Source organism: Psychrobacter sp. 1Y1 (genome assembly GCF_051847395.2).
GTDB lineage: Bacteria > Pseudomonadota > Gammaproteobacteria > Pseudomonadales > Moraxellaceae > Psychrobacter.
The window spans coordinates 2,606,325-2,627,811 of record NZ_JBPYDF020000001.1; the positions used below are offsets into that span (position 1 = coordinate 2,606,325).

14 protein-coding genes and 2 pseudogenes are annotated in these 21,487 nt (G+C 42.2%); 6 read left to right on the forward strand and 10 right to left on the reverse strand.

The annotated features are described in order from the left end of the window. The first annotated feature begins 352 nt into the window (after positions 1-352). Positions 353-2,533 carry a TonB-dependent receptor plug domain-containing protein gene (locus ACS8FA_RS24885; protein WP_439265359.1) on the forward strand — a complete coding sequence of 727 codons (2,181 nt, stop codon included), beginning with the start codon at positions 353-355 and terminating at the stop codon, positions 2,531-2,533. Positions 2,534-2,623: 90 nt separating this feature from the next. Next, positions 2,624-3,889, forward strand: a complete 1,266-nt coding sequence (locus ACS8FA_RS24890; RefSeq protein WP_439265361.1) for an HmuY family protein — start codon at positions 2,624-2,626, stop codon at positions 3,887-3,889. A 458-nt stretch (positions 3,890-4,347) separates the two neighbouring features. Here ACS8FA_RS24890 and ACS8FA_RS24895 read toward each other — a convergent pair. Then, a pseudogene (locus ACS8FA_RS24895) lies at positions 4,348-4,737 on the reverse strand (NAD(P)H-dependent oxidoreductase); the annotation flags it as partial. 66 nt (positions 4,738-4,803) lie between these two features. Here ACS8FA_RS24895 and ACS8FA_RS24900 point away from each other — a divergent pair. Further along, positions 4,804-6,096: pseudogene (locus ACS8FA_RS24900) on the forward strand (IS3 family transposase). Between the two features lie 371 nt (positions 6,097-6,467). Here ACS8FA_RS24900 and ACS8FA_RS24905 read toward each other — a convergent pair. The 3 genes from ACS8FA_RS24905 to ACS8FA_RS24915 form a co-directional block, all read right to left on the reverse strand. After that, positions 6,468-7,421 (reverse strand): DMT family transporter, encoded by a 954-nt coding sequence (locus tag ACS8FA_RS24905; RefSeq protein ID WP_227522988.1) that lies wholly within the window; start codon positions 7,419-7,421, stop codon positions 6,468-6,470. 223 nt (positions 7,422-7,644) lie between these two features. Beyond that, a complete protein-coding gene (locus tag ACS8FA_RS24910; RefSeq protein ID WP_102078426.1) occupies positions 7,645-9,108 on the reverse strand; it encodes a sodium:solute symporter family protein in 1,464 nt (487 codons plus the stop codon). A 280-nt stretch (positions 9,109-9,388) separates the two neighbouring features. Further along, positions 9,389-10,645: a M24 family metallopeptidase gene (locus ACS8FA_RS24915; RefSeq protein ID WP_439265387.1), complete on the reverse strand. Its 1,257-nt coding sequence runs from the start codon at positions 10,643-10,645 to the stop codon at positions 9,389-9,391. A 226-nt stretch (positions 10,646-10,871) separates the two neighbouring features. Here ACS8FA_RS24915 and ACS8FA_RS24920 point away from each other — a divergent pair, with 226 nt between their 5' ends. After that, positions 10,872-11,852 carry a GlxA family transcriptional regulator gene (locus ACS8FA_RS24920; protein ID WP_179798464.1) on the forward strand — a complete coding sequence of 327 codons (981 nt, stop codon included), beginning with the start codon at positions 10,872-10,874 and terminating at the stop codon, positions 11,850-11,852. A 227-nt stretch (positions 11,853-12,079) separates the two neighbouring features. On the opposite strand, the gene ACS8FA_RS24925 is transcribed toward ACS8FA_RS24920, so the two are convergent. Next, the gene (locus tag ACS8FA_RS24925; protein ID WP_227522987.1) at positions 12,080-12,502 is read right to left on the reverse strand and encodes a DUF4172 domain-containing protein; all 423 of its coding nucleotides are present in this window, start codon (positions 12,500-12,502) and stop codon (positions 12,080-12,082) included. 625 nt (positions 12,503-13,127) lie between these two features. Continuing rightward, the gene (locus ACS8FA_RS24930; RefSeq protein ID WP_439265364.1) at positions 13,128-15,320 is read right to left on the reverse strand and encodes a heavy metal translocating P-type ATPase; all 2,193 of its coding nucleotides are present in this window, start codon (positions 15,318-15,320) and stop codon (positions 13,128-13,130) included. 188 nt (positions 15,321-15,508) lie between these two features. Between ACS8FA_RS24930 and cadR the strand changes: the two genes are divergently transcribed. Then, positions 15,509-15,940, forward strand: a complete 432-nt coding sequence (gene cadR / locus ACS8FA_RS24935) for a Cd(II)/Pb(II)-responsive transcriptional regulator (protein ID WP_439265366.1) — start codon at positions 15,509-15,511, stop codon at positions 15,938-15,940. A 124-nt stretch (positions 15,941-16,064) separates the two neighbouring features. Here the strand turns inward: cadR and ACS8FA_RS24940 are convergent, their stop codons facing one another. Further along, the gene (locus ACS8FA_RS24940; protein WP_439265368.1) at positions 16,065-16,868 is read right to left on the reverse strand and encodes a PaaX family transcriptional regulator; all 804 of its coding nucleotides are present in this window, start codon (positions 16,866-16,868) and stop codon (positions 16,065-16,067) included. A gap of 171 nt (positions 16,869-17,039) precedes the next feature. On the opposite strand from ACS8FA_RS24940, the gene ACS8FA_RS24945 reads away from it, so the two are divergent. Beyond that, positions 17,040-18,698: an isovaleryl-CoA dehydrogenase gene (locus tag ACS8FA_RS24945; RefSeq protein ID WP_439265370.1), complete on the forward strand. Its 1,659-nt coding sequence runs from the start codon at positions 17,040-17,042 to the stop codon at positions 18,696-18,698. Between the two features lie 188 nt (positions 18,699-18,886). Here ACS8FA_RS24945 and map read toward each other — a convergent pair whose 3' ends face one another. The 3 genes from map to ACS8FA_RS24960 all read right to left on the reverse strand — a co-directional run bounded on the left by map (position 18,887) and on the right by ACS8FA_RS24960 (position 21,479). Beyond that, complete coding sequence (map, locus tag ACS8FA_RS24950; RefSeq protein ID WP_439265372.1) at positions 18,887-19,660, reverse strand: type I methionyl aminopeptidase; 774 nt, start codon at positions 19,658-19,660, stop codon at positions 18,887-18,889. After that, positions 19,653-19,859 (reverse strand): ParD-like family protein, encoded by a 207-nt coding sequence (locus ACS8FA_RS24955; RefSeq protein WP_439265374.1) that lies wholly within the window; start codon positions 19,857-19,859, stop codon positions 19,653-19,655. Before ACS8FA_RS24955 ends, map begins: the two co-directional genes overlap by 8 nt. Positions 19,860-20,075: 216 nt before the next feature. Continuing rightward, positions 20,076-21,479 (reverse strand): YjiH family protein, encoded by a 1,404-nt coding sequence (locus tag ACS8FA_RS24960; protein WP_439265376.1) that lies wholly within the window; start codon positions 21,477-21,479, stop codon positions 20,076-20,078. Positions 21,480-21,487 lie beyond the last annotated feature (8 nt).

Sequence of the window (21,487 nt, forward strand, 5' to 3'; positions counted from 1 at the left end):
GCTGTACTACAATGCTTGCAATGATGCAGCAAGGATGTATTTATCAAGCAGGCTGTTAGCAATTATCGCTGCTAGTTCATCATTTATAATTTTGTCTCTAGGCTTCGGACGAAATCATTATGGCAACATTTTTTCACTTTGTAAACGATAATATTTATCATTTACATCTTGATAATTATTATCGTTTGAAATACTATGTCTGGGCTTTGTTGCTTAATCTAGTGAATCAAGTAACCAAACCTTTAATAATTCATACTATGAAATGGTCGCTTTAAATCGCTCTTTTTGTAGAAAAAGGTCTTTAAGTAACACGACTTTCTTACTCTCTCTTTTTACGATGGCTGTTTTATTTATGTCAATTTTAGCGTTTGATTTATCGTTGACTCATACGGGACTAAACACCCATCCCTCACCACTGCGTCATAGCCCATTAGCCATCAGTGTGGCATTAGCATTGTTTGCATTCACGTCAGTTTCAGTCCAAGCAGCGCCGCTTCTCGCAGAGACTAATGTTGATATGACCGACGATGCAGCCATGCCGAGCACACGTTTAGATCCTATCGTGGTAACGGCCACACGCTCTGAGCGTGCATTAAGCGATGCGCCAGTTGCCCTGCAAGTACTCAGCCGCCAGCAGCTAGATGACAACCATGCTCATACTTTAAAAGAAGCGCTGGCCTTGTTGCCCAATGTCTACTTACGTGAAGTCCACGGCAAGACAGGTTACGAAGTCAGCATGCAAGGCTTCACAGGTGATCAAGTATTGGTGTTGATTGACGGTTTACCGATCACAGCCAGCACTGGCTCGACAGTAAATTTGAATCAATATATGAATATGGATATTGAACAAATAGAAGTGGTTCAGGGAGCGGCGTCAGCGCAGTTTGGCAGCGCGGCGATGGGCGGCGTTATCAATATCATCACTAAACCCATTGGCGCGGCAACAGGACATATCACCACCGAGATTGCCAGCAATGGTCGGCAAAATCCATCTGGTAAAAAGTTAGATGCTAACAAACGCTATGTAGAAGCCAGCGTGGAAGGGGCATTAGATAAAAATCAGCGCTTTCATGCGCGTCTATCAGGCTCGTATCTGGATAATAATGGTTTGAGCTTAGACCATGAAGCATGGTCCAGATTAAAAGATGCCAGCGAGCAATCACAAGTCAGTGCCCGATTTAGCTACCGCCCGGACGGTAAAGGCATATCAGACAATGACGATAGTAGCAACGATAGCCGAATGGTCAAAAATGCTCAGTATTGGCTAGAGGCCAGCCACTATAAAGAAGACGATGTTAGCCGTTTTAATTATTATGTGGCACCGCGCTATTTGGCGCAGCAACGAGATGAGCACATTACTAAGCAGCGCTTTAGTGTTGGTGCGCGCGCTGATATCACGCCCCATGCGGATAATCGCAGCAAAACGTATCGATTGTCCGCACAAGCGCTGTCTGAGGAATATCAAAGCGAATCCAATACTAAAACGCAGCAAACCATCACTAGCGCCCGTGATACAGACATCAGTACCACGCTGGCGCAAGCGCAGCTCGACCTACCTGAGCTATTGCTATCCGATAAGCACATTCACCTTATTCAAGTTGGCGGTCAGGTTCAGCAAGACAAGTTAAGCCAAACGAAAAATAAATTCAGCGAGCTTATCAGCGATAACGTTAGCCGTGATGTCGGTGAGCTGTATCTACAAGATGATTGGCTGATCGGCGATAACTGGGAAGTATTGAGCGGTATTCGCTATCAAAACGATGAAGACTTTGGTGGTCATACGGCGCCAAAAATATCACTTAAATACAACCATTTGGATGCCAGCGGTCGTGACCATGTCTTTCGTAGCAGTATTGGCGGTGGTTATCGCGTGCCCAATCTAAAAGAACGCTACTACGTCTTTGACCATAGCAATTTAGGTTATAAAGTCATGGGCAATCCTGACTTGCAGCCTGAAACCTCAACCAGTTACCAGATCGGCTATCAAGGTCAACTGAGCGACACCGTGAATTTGACGGTCAATGGTTTTTATAACGAGATAGATGACCTGATCCAAACCGATGAAGACAACGCTACCTTCGACGGTAACATCGCCATTTATAAATATATGAACGTTGATAGCGCCAAAACCTATGGCGGCGATATTGGCATTGATTGGCAAGTGGACGAGCGCGCCAAACTACAAGCCAGCTACGCTTACCTCAAGACGCATAACAATGTGACGGATACTGAGCTGACCTATAAGCCCAATCACAAAGCGATGCTGGCACTAGATTATCAAATCAATGACAAATTACAGCTGATCCCGCGCCTCAATTATGAATCCAAACAGCTGATTAGTACCAGCGAGCAGGCGTATTCACCGTCTTGGTGGACGCTCGATAGCAAACTCAATTATGACGCCACCGCAAACTTGAGCTTGTACGCGGCGATTAATAATATCTTTGATGTGCAGCGTGATGTCACTGATAGCAGTGACTATCGTCCCATTGATAATCGTGAGTGGTTACTTGGCGCCAGTTACCATTGGTAAGCTTTTGATTCACAACCATTCTAAAGCAGTTGTATTTGTAGCGCTGTTTTTCATTTTTTATATAAAACAACAACCATCAAGGAAGCTGATATGACCCCCATTCTCCCAGCAATTCACACCAAGCCGACCAAATTGGCATTACTGTTTAGTGGCAGTATTTTAGCACTCAGCATGACTGGCTGCGGTGGTGGCGGTGATGGCACCAGTAGTGACAGTAACGGTAATGGCGGCACTACCCCGCCTGTGAGCAGTGCCAGCTTTAGCGAAACGGCTACTTGGCAAGTCACCAATCTAGCGCCTAATACTGCGACCTGTTATGACTTTGATACCAAAGCTGAAAGCTCGTGTGCTGAAGATAAATGGGATATCAAGTTTGATAATCAAGCGCGTTCGGTCAAGCTTTGGTCAAATAGCGGTGATTCTGGCACTGGCAAAGGCGGCGTTTTTGGTTTAATCGATTGGTCAGATTTGAGCCGTTATAGCAATGCAACTCAAGATCCTGATACCAGTCGTGATATTACCATGCACTACAATGAAGACCATAGTGGCGGTATTTTTGATGCGCAGCCTTGGTTTGAATACAATTTAAAAGACAACCATCAGCTCTACCCGAACAATCGTGTCTACCTTGTCACCACAGATAATAGCAGTGCCATGACAGACAGCAGCGTACAGCAGCCTATTTATGCCATGCAGATTACCAACTACTATAATAATGCTGGAACCTCCGGCTACCCTACTCTGCGCTGGATTGATACTGCGCTACCGAACAAGGTGCAGACGCAAACCATCGATGCCTCAAACAATGATAACTGGGTCTATTTTGATCTAACCACGGGACAAAGTAGCGCCGATAAAAACAGCACTTGGCATATTGGCTTTAAGCGTAATAGCGTCATTTTAAATGGTGGCGATTCTGCTATCGGCACTAATAAAGGCAAAGTTGGTGGCTTCTTATCAAAAACACCAATAGGGTATTATGATGATAAAGGTGAGCCCATTGTCAGCAAGTTTATGACCGATGGTAGTGCAGCGACTTTAACCGACCTTACCAACACCGCTGTGTACGATAAACCGATGAGTGCCAGAAGCTGGGTCATTGATAGTAAAGGCTCGGATCTCAATCCTGCTTATACAGGTAATTTCCCGAACCTAGACTTTGGCTGGTATACCTACAATGGCATGACCCATCAACTAAATGCCAAAGCGGTTGACAGCGCTCAAGGCGCGCTCATTAGATCCGCTGAAGGCAATAGCTATGCCCGCGTGCGTTTGGATAAAATCAATTACCCTGATAGCTCAGCGACGACTGCGACCTCATGGGAATTTAAAATAGACATTCAACCTGCTCCTTAGTTTTTTTTACCTTTTGAGTTTCGCTCAGCTAAGTTTAACTTATACATAGCGCATTATTTCAGAAAATAAACACATCATTTTAACTGCCCTTCGCAAGCTATCATACTTTACGAAGGGCAATTAAATTGGACAGCTACTAAGCTTAGATCAAAACCCACTTATATTGTCTCTGAAATATCTTCAGAGTTTCGGCTCTCCTTCACTAATTCGACACCATCAGGATCACCATACGCTGACGTACATTCAGAATTCTTAGTCTGACTGTTAATTGCTTATGCAGCTTTAATTGGCATAATAGGAGCATTAGTGTTCTGGAATAAACAGCTACTTAACAATAAGGCTGTAGGTAAAAAAGTATCGCTACTATTTTTGGACTTCATAAGGGCATACTGGCTATACCACAGCATTTTCAGATAGGCGATCAACTCATTATTCATAAGCAATAAAGCTTGCCCTATTTACGCTGCAAACAAGGCACTCAGGTGTTCCTGATACTGCACAATATCGTTATCAATGGTCGGATTCTTAATGGCATCATTCACCATGAATGTTGGCATTGGCTCCATTCCTAGAAACTGATATGCCTTATGAGTAGCGATATATACGCCATCAACGCCAACACCTTCAAAAAACTGCTCGGGATCAGTGAATGCTTCTGTAGGTGCATTCCAAGTTACTGAAAGCATATACTGTTTACCTTGCAGTAGACCACCAGAACCATATTTATCTTCTGAGTTTTGACGAGAACGTCCATCACTTTGATAGAGACTGCCATGACCAATGGTGAAAATCTCATCGATATATTTTTTAACAGTCCATGGCACACCCATCCACCAAGCAGGAGCTTGTTGAGCTATGCTGAAAAAACTGTAGAACCAAACTTGGTAAACTAACGACTCAATGAGGAGTTTATCATGACTAAGAAAATCAGAACCTATAGTGCAGCATTCAAAGCTGAAGCCGTTAAAAAGATAGCAGATAATAAGGGCAATGTTTCAGCGACTGCAAAGCAGCTTGGCATCGCCATGCAGACATTATCTAACTGGCAAAACAAAGCTGATAAAGGCCAGCTTATTGGTACTAAAGAATATGATCCTGAGCTCATGGCTATACTAGAAGAGAATAAACGTCTTAAACGTGATCTCAAAGTTGCTCAGGAAGAGAGAGATATTCTAAATGAGGAAGGATAAAGCGAAGCACTGCTTCGCCCGGACGCAAGATGAGAGCTATGCTCGAATGAGGCCACGGCGTACTTCGCCAATGAGGAACGTTAAGAAACAGTCTGGGAGACTGTTTTAGTGACGCAAGACGAAGGGCTATGCCCGCAGTGACAGTTGATGAGGTACGTCTTTATCAAGGATAACCAGAAAATATTTAGCATCACTTGTATGTGTCACGTATTAGATGTCAAGCCATCAAGCTATTATAACTGGATAAATCGTGGTGTTAGTAATCAGCAGATCCACCGCAACCAGTGTGAGCTGCTGGTTCGCGTGGCTCATGATGAAACTAAGCAGCGCTATGGCTGTGAGCGATTGCATGCTCATCTTGCAGAGCAAGGCCATCATATCAGTCAATACATGGTAAGACGCATTAAAGAAGAATACGGCATTGTTTGCCGTCGTCACAAGCGTTTTAAAGTTACCACCAACTCAAACCATAACAAGTTTATTTATCCAAACCTGCTCGATCAAAAATTTGATACCAGTCGTCCTAACGAAGCTTGGGTTAGTGACATCACTTACATATGGACAGATGAGGGTTGGCTATACTTAGCAGGTGTTAAAGACCTCTACACTAAAGAGCTGGTCGGCTATGCTATCCACAAGCGTATGACAGCAGATTTAGTTTGCCGTGCACTCAATATGGCCATCAAGAACAAACGACCCAACCAACGGCTGATTGTGCATTCTGATAGAGGCAGTCAGTACTGTAGTTATGACTATCATAAGATCATTAAGAAGTATAAATTTAAGGGTTCAATGTCCAGACGTGGTAATTGCTTTGATAATGCTCCGATAGAGAGTTTCTGGGGCATATTGAAAAATGAGTTAGTGTATCATCAGGATTATAAAATGAGATTCGAAGCTATCAATGACATCATTAAATATATTGAGCTTGAGTATAACCAGACTAGAATCCAAAAGGGTTTGGGCTATAAAACGCCAAGACAGGTGTGGTTTGATTTTTATCGTCAAGCTGCGTAACTAAAATCTCCCAAGTCAATGTCTACAGATTTGACAGCATAGGTCAGCCTTTGAAACGTTGGCTATAGTCAATCCAGAATAAAAGAGATACAGCCCATATCATGAAACAGTTTTATTTTGAACTGACTATATATCCAAATGAGCCATTTATTTAATTCACCTTATATTGACTGATGCGCTTCACAAGCCCGAAAATAGTATGAAATCGTGATCGATGCGCTATACAGGAATCGAGCTCTAAGCTGTATACTCAATATTTAGAGTGCTTTCAATAACTGTCTATTAACTCGTAGCGCAACTCAATATTTTTGAGAGCTCAGCAACTGATTTGAGATAGTTGTATTATAAATAATAATGTCTATAAAACTAAATTACGATAATTTTTGTCTTCTAAACCATCTCGGCAGTTGTACATTGGTTGAATTTGTTAGCCCATTTAATAGAGCAACGAGCAAAATCAAAAAAACACCTATATATTGAACACCTGATAACATTTGATGCAGGAGCAACACTGCCAAAAATATTGCGGTCAAAGGTTCAAAGATAGTAAATACTGACGCGCGTGTGGCTGGTAGTTTTTCTAATGCTTTCATATATAATGCAAAAGGTGCAATCGTACCCACCAAAGATAAGCCCAGTACATATATCCAGCTAATAACGGGAAGCTGTATCAGCTTATAATAAGTTGTATACGTGGTAGGAATGAACAATAATACAATGCCACTGAACAAAATTGACGTAAAAAAGACAAGCGGTGCAGAGTGTTTATGATGCATGGCGCGTTTACCAAGCACACCATACAAAGAGTAACAAACGCCAGAGAGCAGCCCAACGGCAATACCCAACTTCCCTTCAGTAGTGCCACCCATCGTAGTCATACCAACGCCAATCACTGCTACAACTGCTAATAATGCAGCTTTATAAGTAATTCGCTCATCTAATAATAGGTGCGAGAATATCAAGCTAAAGACCGGCGCCGTATAGAGTAATGCGACTGCCGTGCCTGCACCCACATGAAGCACTGCAAATAAGTAGCAAACCGTCATACCCAGTACGCCAATTAGGGATTGTAGACCAAGCCCAAACCATTGACCGAGTGTTAGCCTACTTAATGGTTTCCAGATCTTAGGCAACATCGCTATAGCAATAATAGCTGCCGTTATGATACGCAATATCGTAATTTGCCAACTACTAAAACCTAATTGACTAAGATAAGTCGAAAATATACCAAGTGTGCCCCAACATATGGCCGCCATGACAATTTGTATGGTGCCAATCCATGGCTTGACATCAACCGCTATAGGTCTGATTTTCAATACTTCCACGACTAGTCACCTCTATTATTGAACATAAAATGTTCGTAATATCATTGAGTAAATATAAAACTGGTACAAAATAACTGAGTGTTAATCAGCATTAGCTTATCTATACAACTCATACTTGCCAGCCTTACTGAATACGTCAACCGCTGAATTTATGACTATCAGTCAATAAACTCAGCGGTTAACTTAGGCTCTGTTAAGTATTAATAAATATAAGTATCTATATCTAAGCGCTGACAGCTTCTTCTGATATGACTTTGACTCTATTAGGAACCAACACACTAACGACCAAGTAAGTAATGGCTGATGCAGCTGATCCGATAAGAGGTCCCTCTACCCAGCCGACAATACCTGATGTTAAGAGATAACTACTACAAACAGCACCGATGATAATAGAGGCAATAGCAGCCATCGTTGAGCCTTTATAAAAGATAGTCACTAAAAGCACGCCAGATAAAGCTGCCATTAAGGTACCGCTAGAGAATATTCCTAGATAGCTAAGCATCGCTTCAGGTAAGAAGAAGGTAGAAATGAAGGCGATAGCAGCCACAATAGCGACCCACAATCTATTCAGTTTCAATAGCTCAGCCTCAGTGCGAGGTTTATTGTCAAATACTGCCAAACGCAAATCATGTGAGGCAGCAGTTGATAAGGTATGCAAGATAGAGTTTGCCGTAGATTTCATAGCAAAAAGAATAAACAAAGTGATCACGCTGCCCACTACACTTGGAATAGCATTGGCTAAATACCAAGGCATTGCTTCATCGGGATTGATCAGACCTGGGTTTTTGATACGAACATATAAGCCAACGATAGGCACCAAACTCAAAATACACCCTAGAATGGCCGTATAAAAGCCTGTTTTGGCAATACTAATATTAGATTTCATCGCCAAAAAACGTACTGACATATAGGGCAATGCAGTACTAAAGATAAGTGCATAGACAAATACTAGAAAAACAGAAGCTTTGGCATTGCCATATGGGTTAGAATTTTCTGGATTGACAAGGTTTGGATCTATCGCATTCAGCTGCGTCATCATATCTGCTAACGGAATGTCAGTGAACACCTGAACCACTATATAAATGGCAGCAGTGGCCATCCCAATCACCATAAAAGTATCAGTCCAAGCAACGGCGAGCAATCCGCCTGCCATGGTATAAATAGTAATAATTACCAATAAAAGCGCAGAAGCCAGAAGAGGTGAAATACCTAGCCAGCTACTACCCAACATACCAAGCGCTCTAATCTGAGCCGTCAAAAATACGGTCAAAAATATAATCATGCCTAAAGACGTGACAATACGCAAAGTGCGAGCAGATACTGAATTTCGATCATTACAGTGCAAATTGACGATAAATTCAGGAATGGTACTACTACCCATCTTCATGGCTCTATTACGCAAATAGACCGCAAAAAATAATACGGCGACGACCATGGCTGGTGCAAAAAAGAAATTACCTAAAAGCTCAATCGTCCCATATTGGTATGCGGCACCAGGTGAACCCATAAAGCCCCAACCACTAAACCCAGTAGCCACGACAGTACCTGCCATAACAAAAGGCCCTAATGAGCGACCGGCTACTAAAAAACCACTTTCCTCATCTGCTGACATGACTTTTGACGCTTTACTAGCCAATACAATGAGAAGCGCAATTGCTGCTAACAATATCATCCAATTAATAAACATGTCGATTCCTCGTATCGTTTACTACATTAGTTGTTATGACGCTCTACGAAGAAATAACTCACTGCCAGTAATAGCGTCAGTACATTAATGGTCAAGAACCAAAATAACGTCCAGCTGTTAAGAAACAGGTCCATAATGTTATTTCCTTAATAAGTAAAATGTGAAAATAATTGCATCGTGCGAGGCGCATCATCATCTATGTTGGTGAGCTTAAAATAAGAAAATTATTCATGGTAGCCCACTCGATATAGACAGTATTTATTGATGACACCCCCCTACATTAACGACCGATAATATTATGCTCAGGGCCGTACTTAAAGCCTGTGATATTATCAGCGCCCGTCTCATTGATGACTAAAATGTCATGCTCTCGATAACCGCCAGCACCCGGCATGCCCTCTGGAATCATAATCATCGGCTCCATAGAGATGACCATACCTGGCTCAAGCACTGTTTCAATATCTTCACGTAGCTCAAGTCCTGCCTCGCGTCCATAATAATGGCTGAGCACACCAAAAGAATGACCATAACCAAAGCTGCGTTTTTCTAATAAGTCGTATTTTGCATAAATTTTATTCAGCTCATGTGCGATATCGCAGCAGCGCACGCCAGGTTTGATAAGCTCAAGACCTGCTTCATGTACTTCACAATTTATCTGCCAGTAGCGTAGTGAATCTGCATCACATTTATCCAAGAACAATGTGCGTTCAAGCGCGGTATAGTAGCCTGCTATCATAGAAAAACAGTTAAGACTCAATATATCACCCGATTGGACAAGACGATTGGTCACTGGATTGTGGGCACCATCCGTATTAATACCTGACTGAAACCATGTCCATGTATCCATGAGTTCCACTTGAGCAAACTGCTCACCAATAGCCTTCACCATCGCTTGTGTAGATGCCAAGGCAACTTCGTATTCGGGCACGCCATCATAAACAGCTTGTACCAATGCCGCCCCACCAATATCACAGACCTGAGCACCCTTTGTTATTAGCGCTATCTCTTCAGAGGACTTAACCATTCTCATGGTCATACATGCTAGGCTAATATCAACAAACTCTACATTGGGTAAGATAGCTTTGAGCTTAGCAAAGCGATCCATTGGTAAATGATCAAACTCAATACCTACACGTCCGTGATGAGGAATTTGTTGAGCAATGGCTTTGAAATAGTTATCACGCTGCCAATCAGTGTAAACAATATTATTGTCGCCCACAGTACGCCGCCAAGGCTGTCCACCATCGATATTGGCAGAGATTGACACAACTTCTTTTGAAGTAACGACTAGTCCATAAGGTCGCCCAAAAGAGCAATATATAAAGTCAGAGTAGTAATTGATGTTATGTATCGAGGTGAAAAGCGCCGCCACAATGCCATGATTATCTAAATACTCACGAAGTTTCTCATGACGATTTGCATATTCTTGATGACTAAAAGTCGGTTGCACTTTCTGGCCGTTTTTAATTTCGATTAGACTTGGGAGATGCAGATTATCTAATGAGCCATCTAAAGAGGTTAGGTTTAATGAATTCATCGATTTTCGAGAAAAATCTGTAGAAGATAACGTGCTAGTAAGGTCTTTTAGTGCTGACATGGAACGTCTCCAAAGTAGTAATAATTAACTGAGAACACGTTCGATAATAGAGGTAAAATTAATAAGGTATTTTTTCATAAGCGACATTTTATGTTTATAATCGGACATATAGACAAACAACTTAACATTAGCCAGAATTTTAGGTATGTTCTGAAGGCGACAAAAAATGACTCAGATAACGGAAAAGATGATAGACAAGCCTAGGCGTATTGGGTTTCTACTGATCAATGGCTTTACCATGCTCGCGTTCAGCAATATCATTGAGCCACTTCGAATGGCGAATTATGTGAGCGAGCAACTCTTATACTCGTGGGTGGTGGCAGGGTTCGATGACAATAAAACCAGTAGTAGTAACGGTATTAAGTTAAGTCATACTGCACCACTCGACTACTTATTAACCTGCGACTTGGTATTTGTATGCGGAGGACACCAAACAGATTACTTGGAATCTAGTAAGCTCATTACCTTAATTCAGCGATTGGCAGTACGGGATATTGCACTTGGCGGTTTGTGTACAGGAGCGCTAGCATTGGCTGCTGCGGGCTTACTTGAGCAGCAAGCAGCCTCATTGCATTGGGAGAACATCAGCGTAGCCCAAGAAAGCTATCCAGATGTTATTTTCAATGACCAAATATTTACAATAGCACCGCAGCTATATTCTTGTTCAGGTGGAGCTTGCGCATTGGATATGACTTTACATATCATCAATAAGCATCATGGTCATCATATCGTTTCCAAGATACAAGACATGTTTATTATCACCTCTATACGTGAGCCTACTTACGTACAGCATATGCCCAAGCCAAAAATACTGAGCAGTAGCTATACCAATGTAATAGATGCTATTGCATTGATGAAAACCAATCTTGAAGAGCCTTTAAGCGTTAAGGATATTGCCCGTCATCTTGGATTATCAAGTAGACAATTACAGCGCATATTTAACAAAAATTTTAGTTGTTCACCGCAACAGTATTACGTGCGATTGCGCCTTGAACACGCCAAATACATTCTTAAACATACTACGCTGCCTATTAGCCAAATCGTACTAGCAAGCGGCTTTATCGATAACAGTGCATTCTCTAGCACCTTCAAAAAAAACTATGGCATGACGCCAAGCCATTACAGACAAGAGAATCAGCTGGTATAGCCTATTTAATCTTGACGCAGCAACTATAAGAATGGTCTCTCCAAAATTAAAAAAAGCCATAAAAGTCATTACTTTTATGGCTTTACTGCTCTGTTGTATATTTTGAAGCTTAAACCTAGCTTTGAGTTAAATAAGCGCTTTTAATTCAGTCAGCTTGCTTAACACTGTATCAGGTTCATATTTCACCAGCTGCTGCTCATTTTGTGCACCAGATAGCACACCTAAAACTAGCCCACATAAAGCCCACTATATCCATCTGGAAATAATGCTCGATGCCATCCGAGTAGATCATCTAATAATAACGGCTGTTGATAATGATAGGTAGCACTTAGCATCATCTCTACCACTGCATCGATCTCACGAGTATTGGTTGGCATACTGGCATTATTCAGCCCTAAATGCCGCGCAACTGAAGAACGAACCTGCTCATCATTTAGTGTCTCACCTTCTATCTCAGAAGTTTTGATAATCTCTAAGGTCACCGCATCTAATTGTGCCTCAACATTCAGATCGAACCCTAGTGTTAGCAGCTTTCCTAGTAAATGGCCTTGTAATATCCGCACACGACTAACAAGTGGTAATAGCTTTTTGTCCGACCATTGCCATTCAGTCCAGTTTAGATGTTCATGAATATAAGTAACATGCTTCATATGTTCCTCAGAAATATGCAGAGATTAGGACAGTAATCTCCTTATAATATGCAGAGAATAAGTAGTAGAAACAATACGTAGAAACTCAAAAATGACAATAGTAGATGCAATAAGAATAGATTTTCAACGAACACACATATTTTTTATTCTAATAAGGACTTGAGTAGAGGTAAAAATACTATAAAAACACAGTGCCTAAATACGAGTTAAATTTTAGGTGGTGTTCTAAAAAGTATGCTGGTGATAAAAGTCAATAAGAAATCTATGCTAAGTTCTCTGATTCTATAGGGCTTTCAAGGCTTCAAAAATTGTTCAAATTTTAATCAGCATACTTTTTGACACACCACCAAATTTTATTCTATTACAATTTACATTGTAATTATTCAGTCGTACAATATATACAGGCTATATATATCAATACATGTAAGACATTGTCACAACATGTACTTTAGTCGACCTACTTTGACATGGTAGAGGGTGGTCGCTATGAGATTGCTATCATCTTATCAATAGTTGGTTTTTTGATCCTACAATTCTCAAAACCTTTTAAACCAAAATCTTAACGATGCCACTCTTAGTCATTAGAATAGAGAATCAAACCGCCATTTTAACAAGAACTTCATACTTACTTTGCTTTGGACAAAGTTATTAGTGGTTGAGCTCCTTTGAACCTTAGCAAGCGTAAAGCATTGAGAGTCACTAGTACCGTTGCACCAGTGTCCGCTATCACAGCAATCCATAGTCCGGTAATACCCAGTACAGTAGTGATTAGAAATATGAATTTTAGACCAAGCGCAAACATCACATTTTGATGAATGTTGGACATGGTGGCACGTGATAGGGCAATGAGATGAGCGACGTCCGTGACGCGACTTTTTAATAATGCGATATCGGCCGTTTCGATGGCGACATCCGTGCCGCCACCCATGGCGATGCCCACATCTGCGGTTGCTAGTGCTGGCGCATCGTTAATACCATCCCCAATCATCGCTACTTTACTATTACCTTTCATTTCATTCAACAAGCGCAGCTTATCTTCGGGCAATAGCTCAGCTTCCCATTCTATATTTAAGTGACTAGCAAGTGCCTGAGCGGTCAGACGGTTGTCACCTGTAAGCATCACAGAGCGCACACCCATCGCTTTGAGCTGTGCCACTCCTGCCTGAGCATCCTCTCGCAATTCGTCTCGTAGCGCAACCAACCCAAGCACTTCGCAGCTCTGCTCATCGAACAAAACTGAGACCGTCTTACCCTCGTTTTGTAGTGCTTCAATTTGTGCATTTTGTTCTAGTGATATCGATGTTTCAGTGGCAGCATAAACTGGTGATCCGATGGCTAGAGTCCGATCAACTACCGTTGCATGTACTGCTTTGCCCGCAGTAACATAGGCATTTGAAGCTATCGGTATAGAGATGTTAGCGGCTTTGGTATGATCAATAATCGCTTTTGCCAGTGGATGACTAGAAGCAAACTCAACACTAGCAAACAGCGCCAGTATCTCATTCTGACCTTCAGGCCCTATATACTCTTGTACTGATTGCTTCTGTGTAAAGGCTATCACATCGGCCACCTGTGGCTTACCTTCAGTCAACGTACCTGTCTTATCAAAAGCCACGACATTTACGCGACCCATGGTTTCTAAAGCGCTGCCCCCTTTTATAAGTAAACCGCGGCGTGTACCGACAGCCAATCCTGATGCAATGGCAGCCGGAGTAGATAGTACAAGCGCGCAAGGACAGGCGATTAGCAACAGTGCAAAACCCCGATATAACCAAGTCGCCCATTCTCCTCCCATCGCTAGCGGCGGCACAACAATAACCAGTGCAGCGATAGCCATCACCGCTGGGGTATAATAACGACTGAATTTTTCAATAAAACGAGCCGTAGGGGCTTTAGAGGTTTGCGCTTGCTCTACCAAATTGATAATGCGTGCAATGGTGTTGTCAGCAGCTGTCTTTTGTACACGGATTTGCAGCGCTCCATCCATATTGATTGATCCTGCAAATACCGTATCACCTATCGCCTTGGCAACGGGAATTGATTCGCCAGTAACAGGTGAGTCGTCAAGACTAGAGCTACCTTGAACAATGACACCATCAGCGGATACTTTATCGCCAGGACGTACCATTACCAGATCATCGACCTGCAATGAAGCTGCAGGAACGTCACGTTGTCCGCCTTGTGCATCCAGTAAAATCGCAGTTTTTGGCACTAATGATGCCAATGCCCTGATACCAGCACGGGCACGATCTGCTGCCACACCCTCTAACAATTCACCGACGGAGAACAAAAAGACAACCGCCGCCGCCTCTTCAGCCTCACCAATGATAAGCGCGCCAATTGCCGCGATAGACATCAACATTTCAATTGAAAACGGGGTGCCTGTCATTGCCAAGGTCATAGACTTTCGGGCAAAAGGGAAAACACCCACAACGACGGCAATAGCAAATGCCCACATGCCATAATCAGGAAAAAGTAATGCCAACGCGTAGGCGACGCTCATCAAGACGCCGAGACCAACCACTTGCTTACCTTTTCTGGTTTGCCACCAACGCTGTTGCTGCGTATCTAATAGATTATCACTAATGCTGTCTGCTGCGTTTGCTTGATCAGTAGTGGCAGATATGCCAAAACCCAGACGCTTGATGGTCTTTTCAATATCGCTGCACTGAGTATCTGAATCAGGGGCAAGCGATAGCTCTAACTTTTCAGTCGCAAAATTGAGCCGTATGTCAGAAACACCAGGCATACGTGCTAATGCAGTTTCGATCTTTCTGACACAACTGGCACAATCCATCCCTTCAATACGATGTTGCATAATAAACTGCCTCATTATAAGAATTCATTTGATAACGCTATTGTGAACCCTCTAGTGGCTTCAGAGTCAAGGCCGTTTATATGCAATGGTATAAACTTGATTTACTTAGGGCTAAACCTTATAGTTACTTTAATGTTTTCAATTTTGAAATGACTTTGAAATAACTTCAAGAGAACTGTGAGATAACGATGCTAATAAAAATCGGAGAGCTTGCTAAGCGTACAGGCGCTACAGTAGAAACCATTCGCTATTATGAAAAAGAAAAGCTATTACCAGAGCCTTCGCGTAGTGAAGGGAACTATCGCTTATATCGCGAAAGTCATATCGAGCGTCTACAGTTCGTTCTGCACTGTCGTACACTCGATATGACATTGGATGAAGTACGGACTTTACTTAAGTACTGGGAAGAGCCTAGCAGAGATTGCGCTGATGTCGATACCTTGTTGGATGAACATATCTGCGCTGTAGAAACACGTATAGAAGAGCTAAAACAGTTAAAAAAACACTTAAGTGTTTTGCGACAGAAATGCGTCAGTAGCGCACCAGCGAAGTCATGTGGCATATTAAATGCACTTGCTGATCATTCTTGTCATGAAAATTCGCCATATGGCTCACAGTAAATACTATCCGAGTAGATGCAAATAATTAATGCTTATTCATCGCTATAGATAACACCTCTGCTGTCTGATAATTACTATACCACCATTTCACTTTATTCTATTTAAGCGCATTCTAATGACTTGATTAACTAGACTCTAACGATTTAGCCTCTTCAAAAAATGCGAACCATAGACGCCTACCCTCCTCATTAATACGCCGCACCATCTCAAAATACTTTTGCCTTGCTTCCTCATCTACTAAGGGAGCAGGAAGCAGAGGGTCAAAAACAACACTGCGAATACCTGCATCTCCAAGCATGAATATTTCTCGAAGCGCCATGTGATACGGCAAGTCGTCCAAACCACCTAACCAGTTGGTGAGCTGCTGCGACTTCTCCTTATAATGCTTTTCAAGATGCATGTCCGACCAGAGTGCTCGTGCTTTTTTTTGTCTAACCTCATCGAAATCATTGGCTTTAAAAACTGCTGCGTCCTCTTCTAATCCTAAGTCCAATAGACGCTTACGGACGACATCAATACCGCCTAATAAATTATTGGGGCGCAGATAAAGCCCCTTATCAAGCTCACGAAACCCCAATAATGATAAAGCACGAGCACGGGCACGCAGCGCTTTACGATCACTGCGAGGTAACCCACCGGTAGCTACCGCTATCCATGAGCCATCGAATTTTATCGTTCTTTTATCTGCTGTCTGCCATAAGGCCACATCGGCGCCCAATTTTTGAGCTTTGGGTCCAAGTTTGTAGGTAGCAGGACCAATCGACTCAGCAAGATCCGCTTGGATCAAACGAGCCAGCGTCACACGTATACTATTTTCTGTCATACCAAAAATAGAACCTGCTAGCACCGCTTCGGAAGCACTAAGGGTGTTTGCTTCTGCCACCATAAGTAAGCGTAAAAGCAATAAACGAGGCGTTGGTTTGTTCATATTACACCTATTGACGAAATTATTTTTTATATGTAATACTGATCGTGGGAACTACTGAACTAATGAACTACTGAACTAATGAACTACTGAACTAATGAACTAATGAACTAATGAACTACTGAACTACTGAAACTTAGTAAATGACATTCAAAATCAGGGAAGATAATCATCATGTCAATTGTAAATCAATTTAAGACCCATGAGGTGCAGAATCAACCCTTTGCCTTAGCCAATTATAATGCATGGGAAACAGATACAGCGCTCAAAGAAGCTGTCGCACGAGAGGGTGCTGCTTGGGCAGCAAGTCACTTGAAAGAGTTTGGCGCACTGACTGGTGGAGATCTGATCACTAGCGGATTCTTAGCCAATGAAAACAAGCCTAAATTGCGCAACTTTGATAGCTATGGTCGGCGCATAGATGAAGTAGAGTTTCATCCGGCTTACCATGATCTGATGCATGCAGGGATGAAATATGGCATGAGCAACTTTGCTTGGCGCAATGAAGAGCGTGATAGTGCTCATGTGGCTCGGGCGGCAGTCATGTATCTCGGCTCACAGCCTGAGGCTGGCTTTGGTTGTCCCATGTCTATGAGCTATGCCGCTATCCCTGCCCTACGTCATTCGCCTGTACTGGCCGAAAAATGGCTACCCAAGCTATTATCCGAACACTATGATCCGCGCAGCTTGCCCATGGAAGAAAAGCTAGGCTGTACGATGGGCATGGGCATGACAGAAAAACAAGGTGGTTCAGACTTACGCCGCAATACGACTCGAGCCACACGACAAGAAGATGGCTATTATGAAATCATCGGGCATAAATGGTTTTTCTCAGCGCCAATGTGTGATGCTCATCTCGTCTTGGCCCAATCTGATAGTGGTCCTAGTTGCTTTTTAGTACCACGCTTTCGGCCTGATGGGACACGCAATGCCGTACAAGTTCAACGCTTAAAAGACAAATTAGGAGATTGGGCAAACGCTTCCTCCGAGGTAGAGTTTCAAGGTGCATTCGGTGAGCTAGTGGGCGTTGAAGGTCGCGGTATCCCTACCATTATTGAGATGGTTGCGTTAACCCGGCTTGACTGTATGATCGGCTCCTCAGCCCAAATGCGCCAAGCGATCGTTCAAGCGATTCATCACACCAGTCAGCGCGAAGCCTTTGGTAAATTATTAGTCAACCAACCTATTATGCGTAATGTGTTGGCAGACTTAGCCTTAGAGTTAGAAGCGGCTTTGGCCCTAACAATGCGAATTGCGCGCGCTGTTGATAAGATAGAAACAGACCCTCATGAAGCCGCACTTGCTCGTATCGCGACAGCAATTGGGAAGTATTGGATATGCAAACGCGCGCCGGTTCTTATCAATGAGGCACAAGAGTGTTTGGGCGGTAACGGTTATGTCGAAGAGACTATTATGCCGCGTCTGTACAGGCAAGCGCCGCTAAACTCAATCTGGGAAGGCAGTGGCAATGTGCAGTGTCTAGACGTGCTGCGTGCCTTAAACAAGGAACCAGAAACTCAGCAAGCTTTATTTAAGGAACTGCAGCAGGCAGCAGGGAAAAATGCTGATTATGATGCAGAATTAAACCTACTAATAGAGCGATTTGAGGATACGCAAACCTTGGAGTTCCGTAGTCGCTACGTGATTGAGCGCCTAGCATTGATGCTACAGGCTTCGATACTACTACAGACTGATCATACGGAGATCGCTCAAGCATTCTGTCGTTCTAGGATTGGGAATGAGCATGGACTGGCCTTTGGTACATTAAGTCCTGATGCTCCCGTGGATTTATTAATCGAACGGGCGGCTGGCGCCACCAAAGCAGTTCTATAAGTATCTTTATATGTGTTAAATAGTCGCCTGCTATTGATTGTTATCATAGCAGAGGCTTTTGCCCTTGAGGTCAGCCACTTTATTCTCCTCCCTAACTGGCTTAAATAACAGTCACATGACATCCTAAGAAAAGGCGCTTCTGGATTATAGAAACGCCTTACCAAATAGCCGTTCAAATATTAAATCGTTTAAATAAGCTCATCGTTTCGCAGAGTAAGAACCTCATAGCCGTCAGAAGTAACCGCAATCGTATGCTCCCACTGAGCAGATAATTTTTTATCATTGGTGATTACGGTCCAGCCATCTTTTTTGAATTTAACTTTGGCTTTACCTTGATTGACCATCGGTTCAATGGTAAATGTCATACCTTCTTGTAGGACTAGACCTTTTCCTTGATGTCCGTAATGTAGAACTTGCGGTCCCTCATGCATTTCGCGTCCAATACCGTGACCGCAATACTCTCGCACTACAGAATAGCCCTGCTGCTCAGCGTAACTTTGGATGGCATGACCAACATCACCTAACGTTGCTCCAGGTTTCACCACTCGTATTCCTTCCCACATGGCTTCATAGGTCTGATCAACTAAGCGTTTTGCAAGGGGCAACACCTCACCTATCAAATACATTTTGCTAGAATCAGCGATAAAACCCCCTTGTTCTAGGGTAATATCCACATTCACAATATCACCTGATTTGAGTATTTGCTGACCTGAAGGAACGCCATGACATACCACGTTATTCACTGAGGTATTCAATGCATATTGGTAACCATACTGACCTTTACTGGCTGGACGTGCACCTAACTGATTGACAATATAGTGCTCAGCAAGGTTATTGATGTCCATCGTAGAAGTACCAACTGTAATTTTCTCATCAAGATAATCAAAGACAGAGGCTAGAAGTCGCCCAGACTCGCGCATGATTTCCAATTCCGCTGCGCTTTTAAGTATGACCTTATCCATCTATAAGGTTCCTTACATTGACATCAGCTTGTCTCATTTGCTCATTGATAATTTGGTTGTAAGACATATTCGGGTTGACTTCAGCGAGCATGCCTATCTTCATCCAATATTCAGCTTGAGCGTTGATGGAGCGCACCATGACGGCACTTGCTTTTCGAATATCTTCATGCAGCTCATCATCAATTTTAACAATACCCATAAAAACACCTTAATATACGAAACGTATATGAATCGTATATCTATTTTTGTATGGTTGCAAGGTATAATATATCGCTTGAACTCGATTGCCTTATATCAAAATTATTTGAATTGAACTATAGCTTGATACTGATAGCAAAAAACCACCTATCAAGGTGGTTTTTTGCTGCTGACTCTCTGTTCAAACGTGGTGTAGCCAGCTTTTAGAAAGTTCTATTTAAAAAATCATATGAGCACACACCGCAATGATCGGTAATGAGATGATTGTTCTCAATAGAAAAATGACTAATAATTGAAAAAAGCTCACTGGAATTTTTGTCCCTAAAATCAATCCGCCGACTTCTGACATATAGATCAATTGAGACACTGACAAGCAAGCGATGACAAATCGAGTTAACTCTGACTCTATTGAAGAACCGATAATAGCCGGCAAGAACATATCGGCAAAACCTACCATAATCGTTTTTGACATTTCTGCGGCAAAAGGTATGTTCAATAACTCTAAGAATGGAATAAAAGGCATACCTAAATAATCAAATACAGGTGTTTCTTCTGCGACGATTAAACCCATCGTGCCGATTGCCATAACGACAGGTAGTATCCCAATCCACATATCCAAAATATTTTTTAGCCCATCTCTTAAAAAAGTAAGAAAACTTGGACTCTTATCTGCTTTTTGGACGGCTTTATGTAAACTATGGGTAAATAATGTTTTCCCTTCGGGAATGGTTTCATGATCTCTATCACTGTTTTCGATAGTATAAGTATCTTCAATTCTAGATAAAGGTAATAACCTTGGTACTATTAGCGCACAAACAATCCCGCATAGAGCAACGACGCCAATCATATTGATAAAGTAGCTCTCGAGCTTAACCTGAGAGATGACAACCAAACAGAATGTAATCGACACTGCTGAAAAACTTGTAGCAATAATTGCCGCTTCTTTTTTGGTATAGAACCCGCCTTCCAATTGTTTATCAGTCAATAATACGCCGATAGTGCCATCACCCAACCATGATGTTAAACAATCTACAGATGACCTACCTGGTAAGCCAAACAAAGGTCTCATTACTTTGCTTAGTAGAACCCCAAAAAATTCTAATAAGCCAAAATCAAGCAATAACGGTAGCAGCAATCCAGCCAAGAAAAATACGATAAAAAGTATGGGCATTAGTTCATATAATATTAAGCCGCCAATATTGTCTGAATATATTGCCTCAAACCCAAATTTAAAATAGGTCACGACAACGAAGAACGCACCAAGCATCCTAATAATAAGCCAAGGCGTTGTAACGTTTAATAAATTATTTAGAAACGCATTCTTCAGAATAAATGCAGGTTTCATGATTTTAGTATATAAGGTACAACACAAGGTAATCATGATTGAGGTGACAACCAATAACGGCAAAAGGTCACCGATATAACCCTGTATATAATCCTTCAATACAGATATAGGAATGGTAAATCCTTCTGCATAGGTGACAAACTTACCGTCAACATAAGGAATTGGAAATACGAAAAGCATCAAACCTATGATAGATGGGATAAAGAACTTTAAAAATTGTCTGATATTGATACCGCTAACATCTCGACTTGCAGCGCTGGCTTTAATAATGTCCATATTATTTT

Coding starts and splice junctions, on each gene's coding strand:
- ACS8FA_RS24885 (WP_439265359.1), top strand. CDS start 353: ATGTCAATTTTAGCGTTTGATTTATCGTTGACTCATACGGGACTAAAC.
- ACS8FA_RS24890 (WP_439265361.1), top strand. CDS start 2,624: ATGACCCCCATTCTCCCAGCAATTCACACCAAGCCGACCAAATTGGCA.
- ACS8FA_RS24910 (WP_102078426.1), bottom strand. CDS start 9,108: ATGTTTATTAATTGGATGATATTGTTAGCAGCAATTGCGCTTCTCATT.
- ACS8FA_RS24915 (WP_439265387.1), bottom strand. CDS start 10,645: ATGAATTCATTAAACCTAACCTCTTTAGATGGCTCATTAGATAATCTG.
- ACS8FA_RS24920 (WP_179798464.1), top strand. CDS start 10,872: ATGACTCAGATAACGGAAAAGATGATAGACAAGCCTAGGCGTATTGGG.
- ACS8FA_RS24925 (WP_227522987.1), bottom strand. CDS start 12,502: ATGAAGCATGTTACTTATATTCATGAACATCTAAACTGGACTGAATGG.
- ACS8FA_RS24930 (WP_439265364.1), bottom strand. CDS start 15,320: ATGCAACATCGTATTGAAGGGATGGATTGTGCCAGTTGTGTCAGAAAG.
- cadR (WP_439265366.1), top strand. CDS start 15,509: ATGCTAATAAAAATCGGAGAGCTTGCTAAGCGTACAGGCGCTACAGTA.
- ACS8FA_RS24940 (WP_439265368.1), bottom strand. CDS start 16,868: ATGAACAAACCAACGCCTCGTTTATTGCTTTTACGCTTACTTATGGTG.
- ACS8FA_RS24945 (WP_439265370.1), top strand. CDS start 17,040: ATGTCAATTGTAAATCAATTTAAGACCCATGAGGTGCAGAATCAACCC.
- map (WP_439265372.1), bottom strand. CDS start 19,660: ATGGATAAGGTCATACTTAAAAGCGCAGCGGAATTGGAAATCATGCGC.
- ACS8FA_RS24955 (WP_439265374.1), bottom strand. CDS start 19,859: ATGGGTATTGTTAAAATTGATGATGAGCTGCATGAAGATATTCGAAAA.
- ACS8FA_RS24960 (WP_439265376.1), bottom strand. CDS start 21,479: ATGGACATTATTAAAGCCAGCGCTGCAAGTCGAGATGTTAGCGGTATC.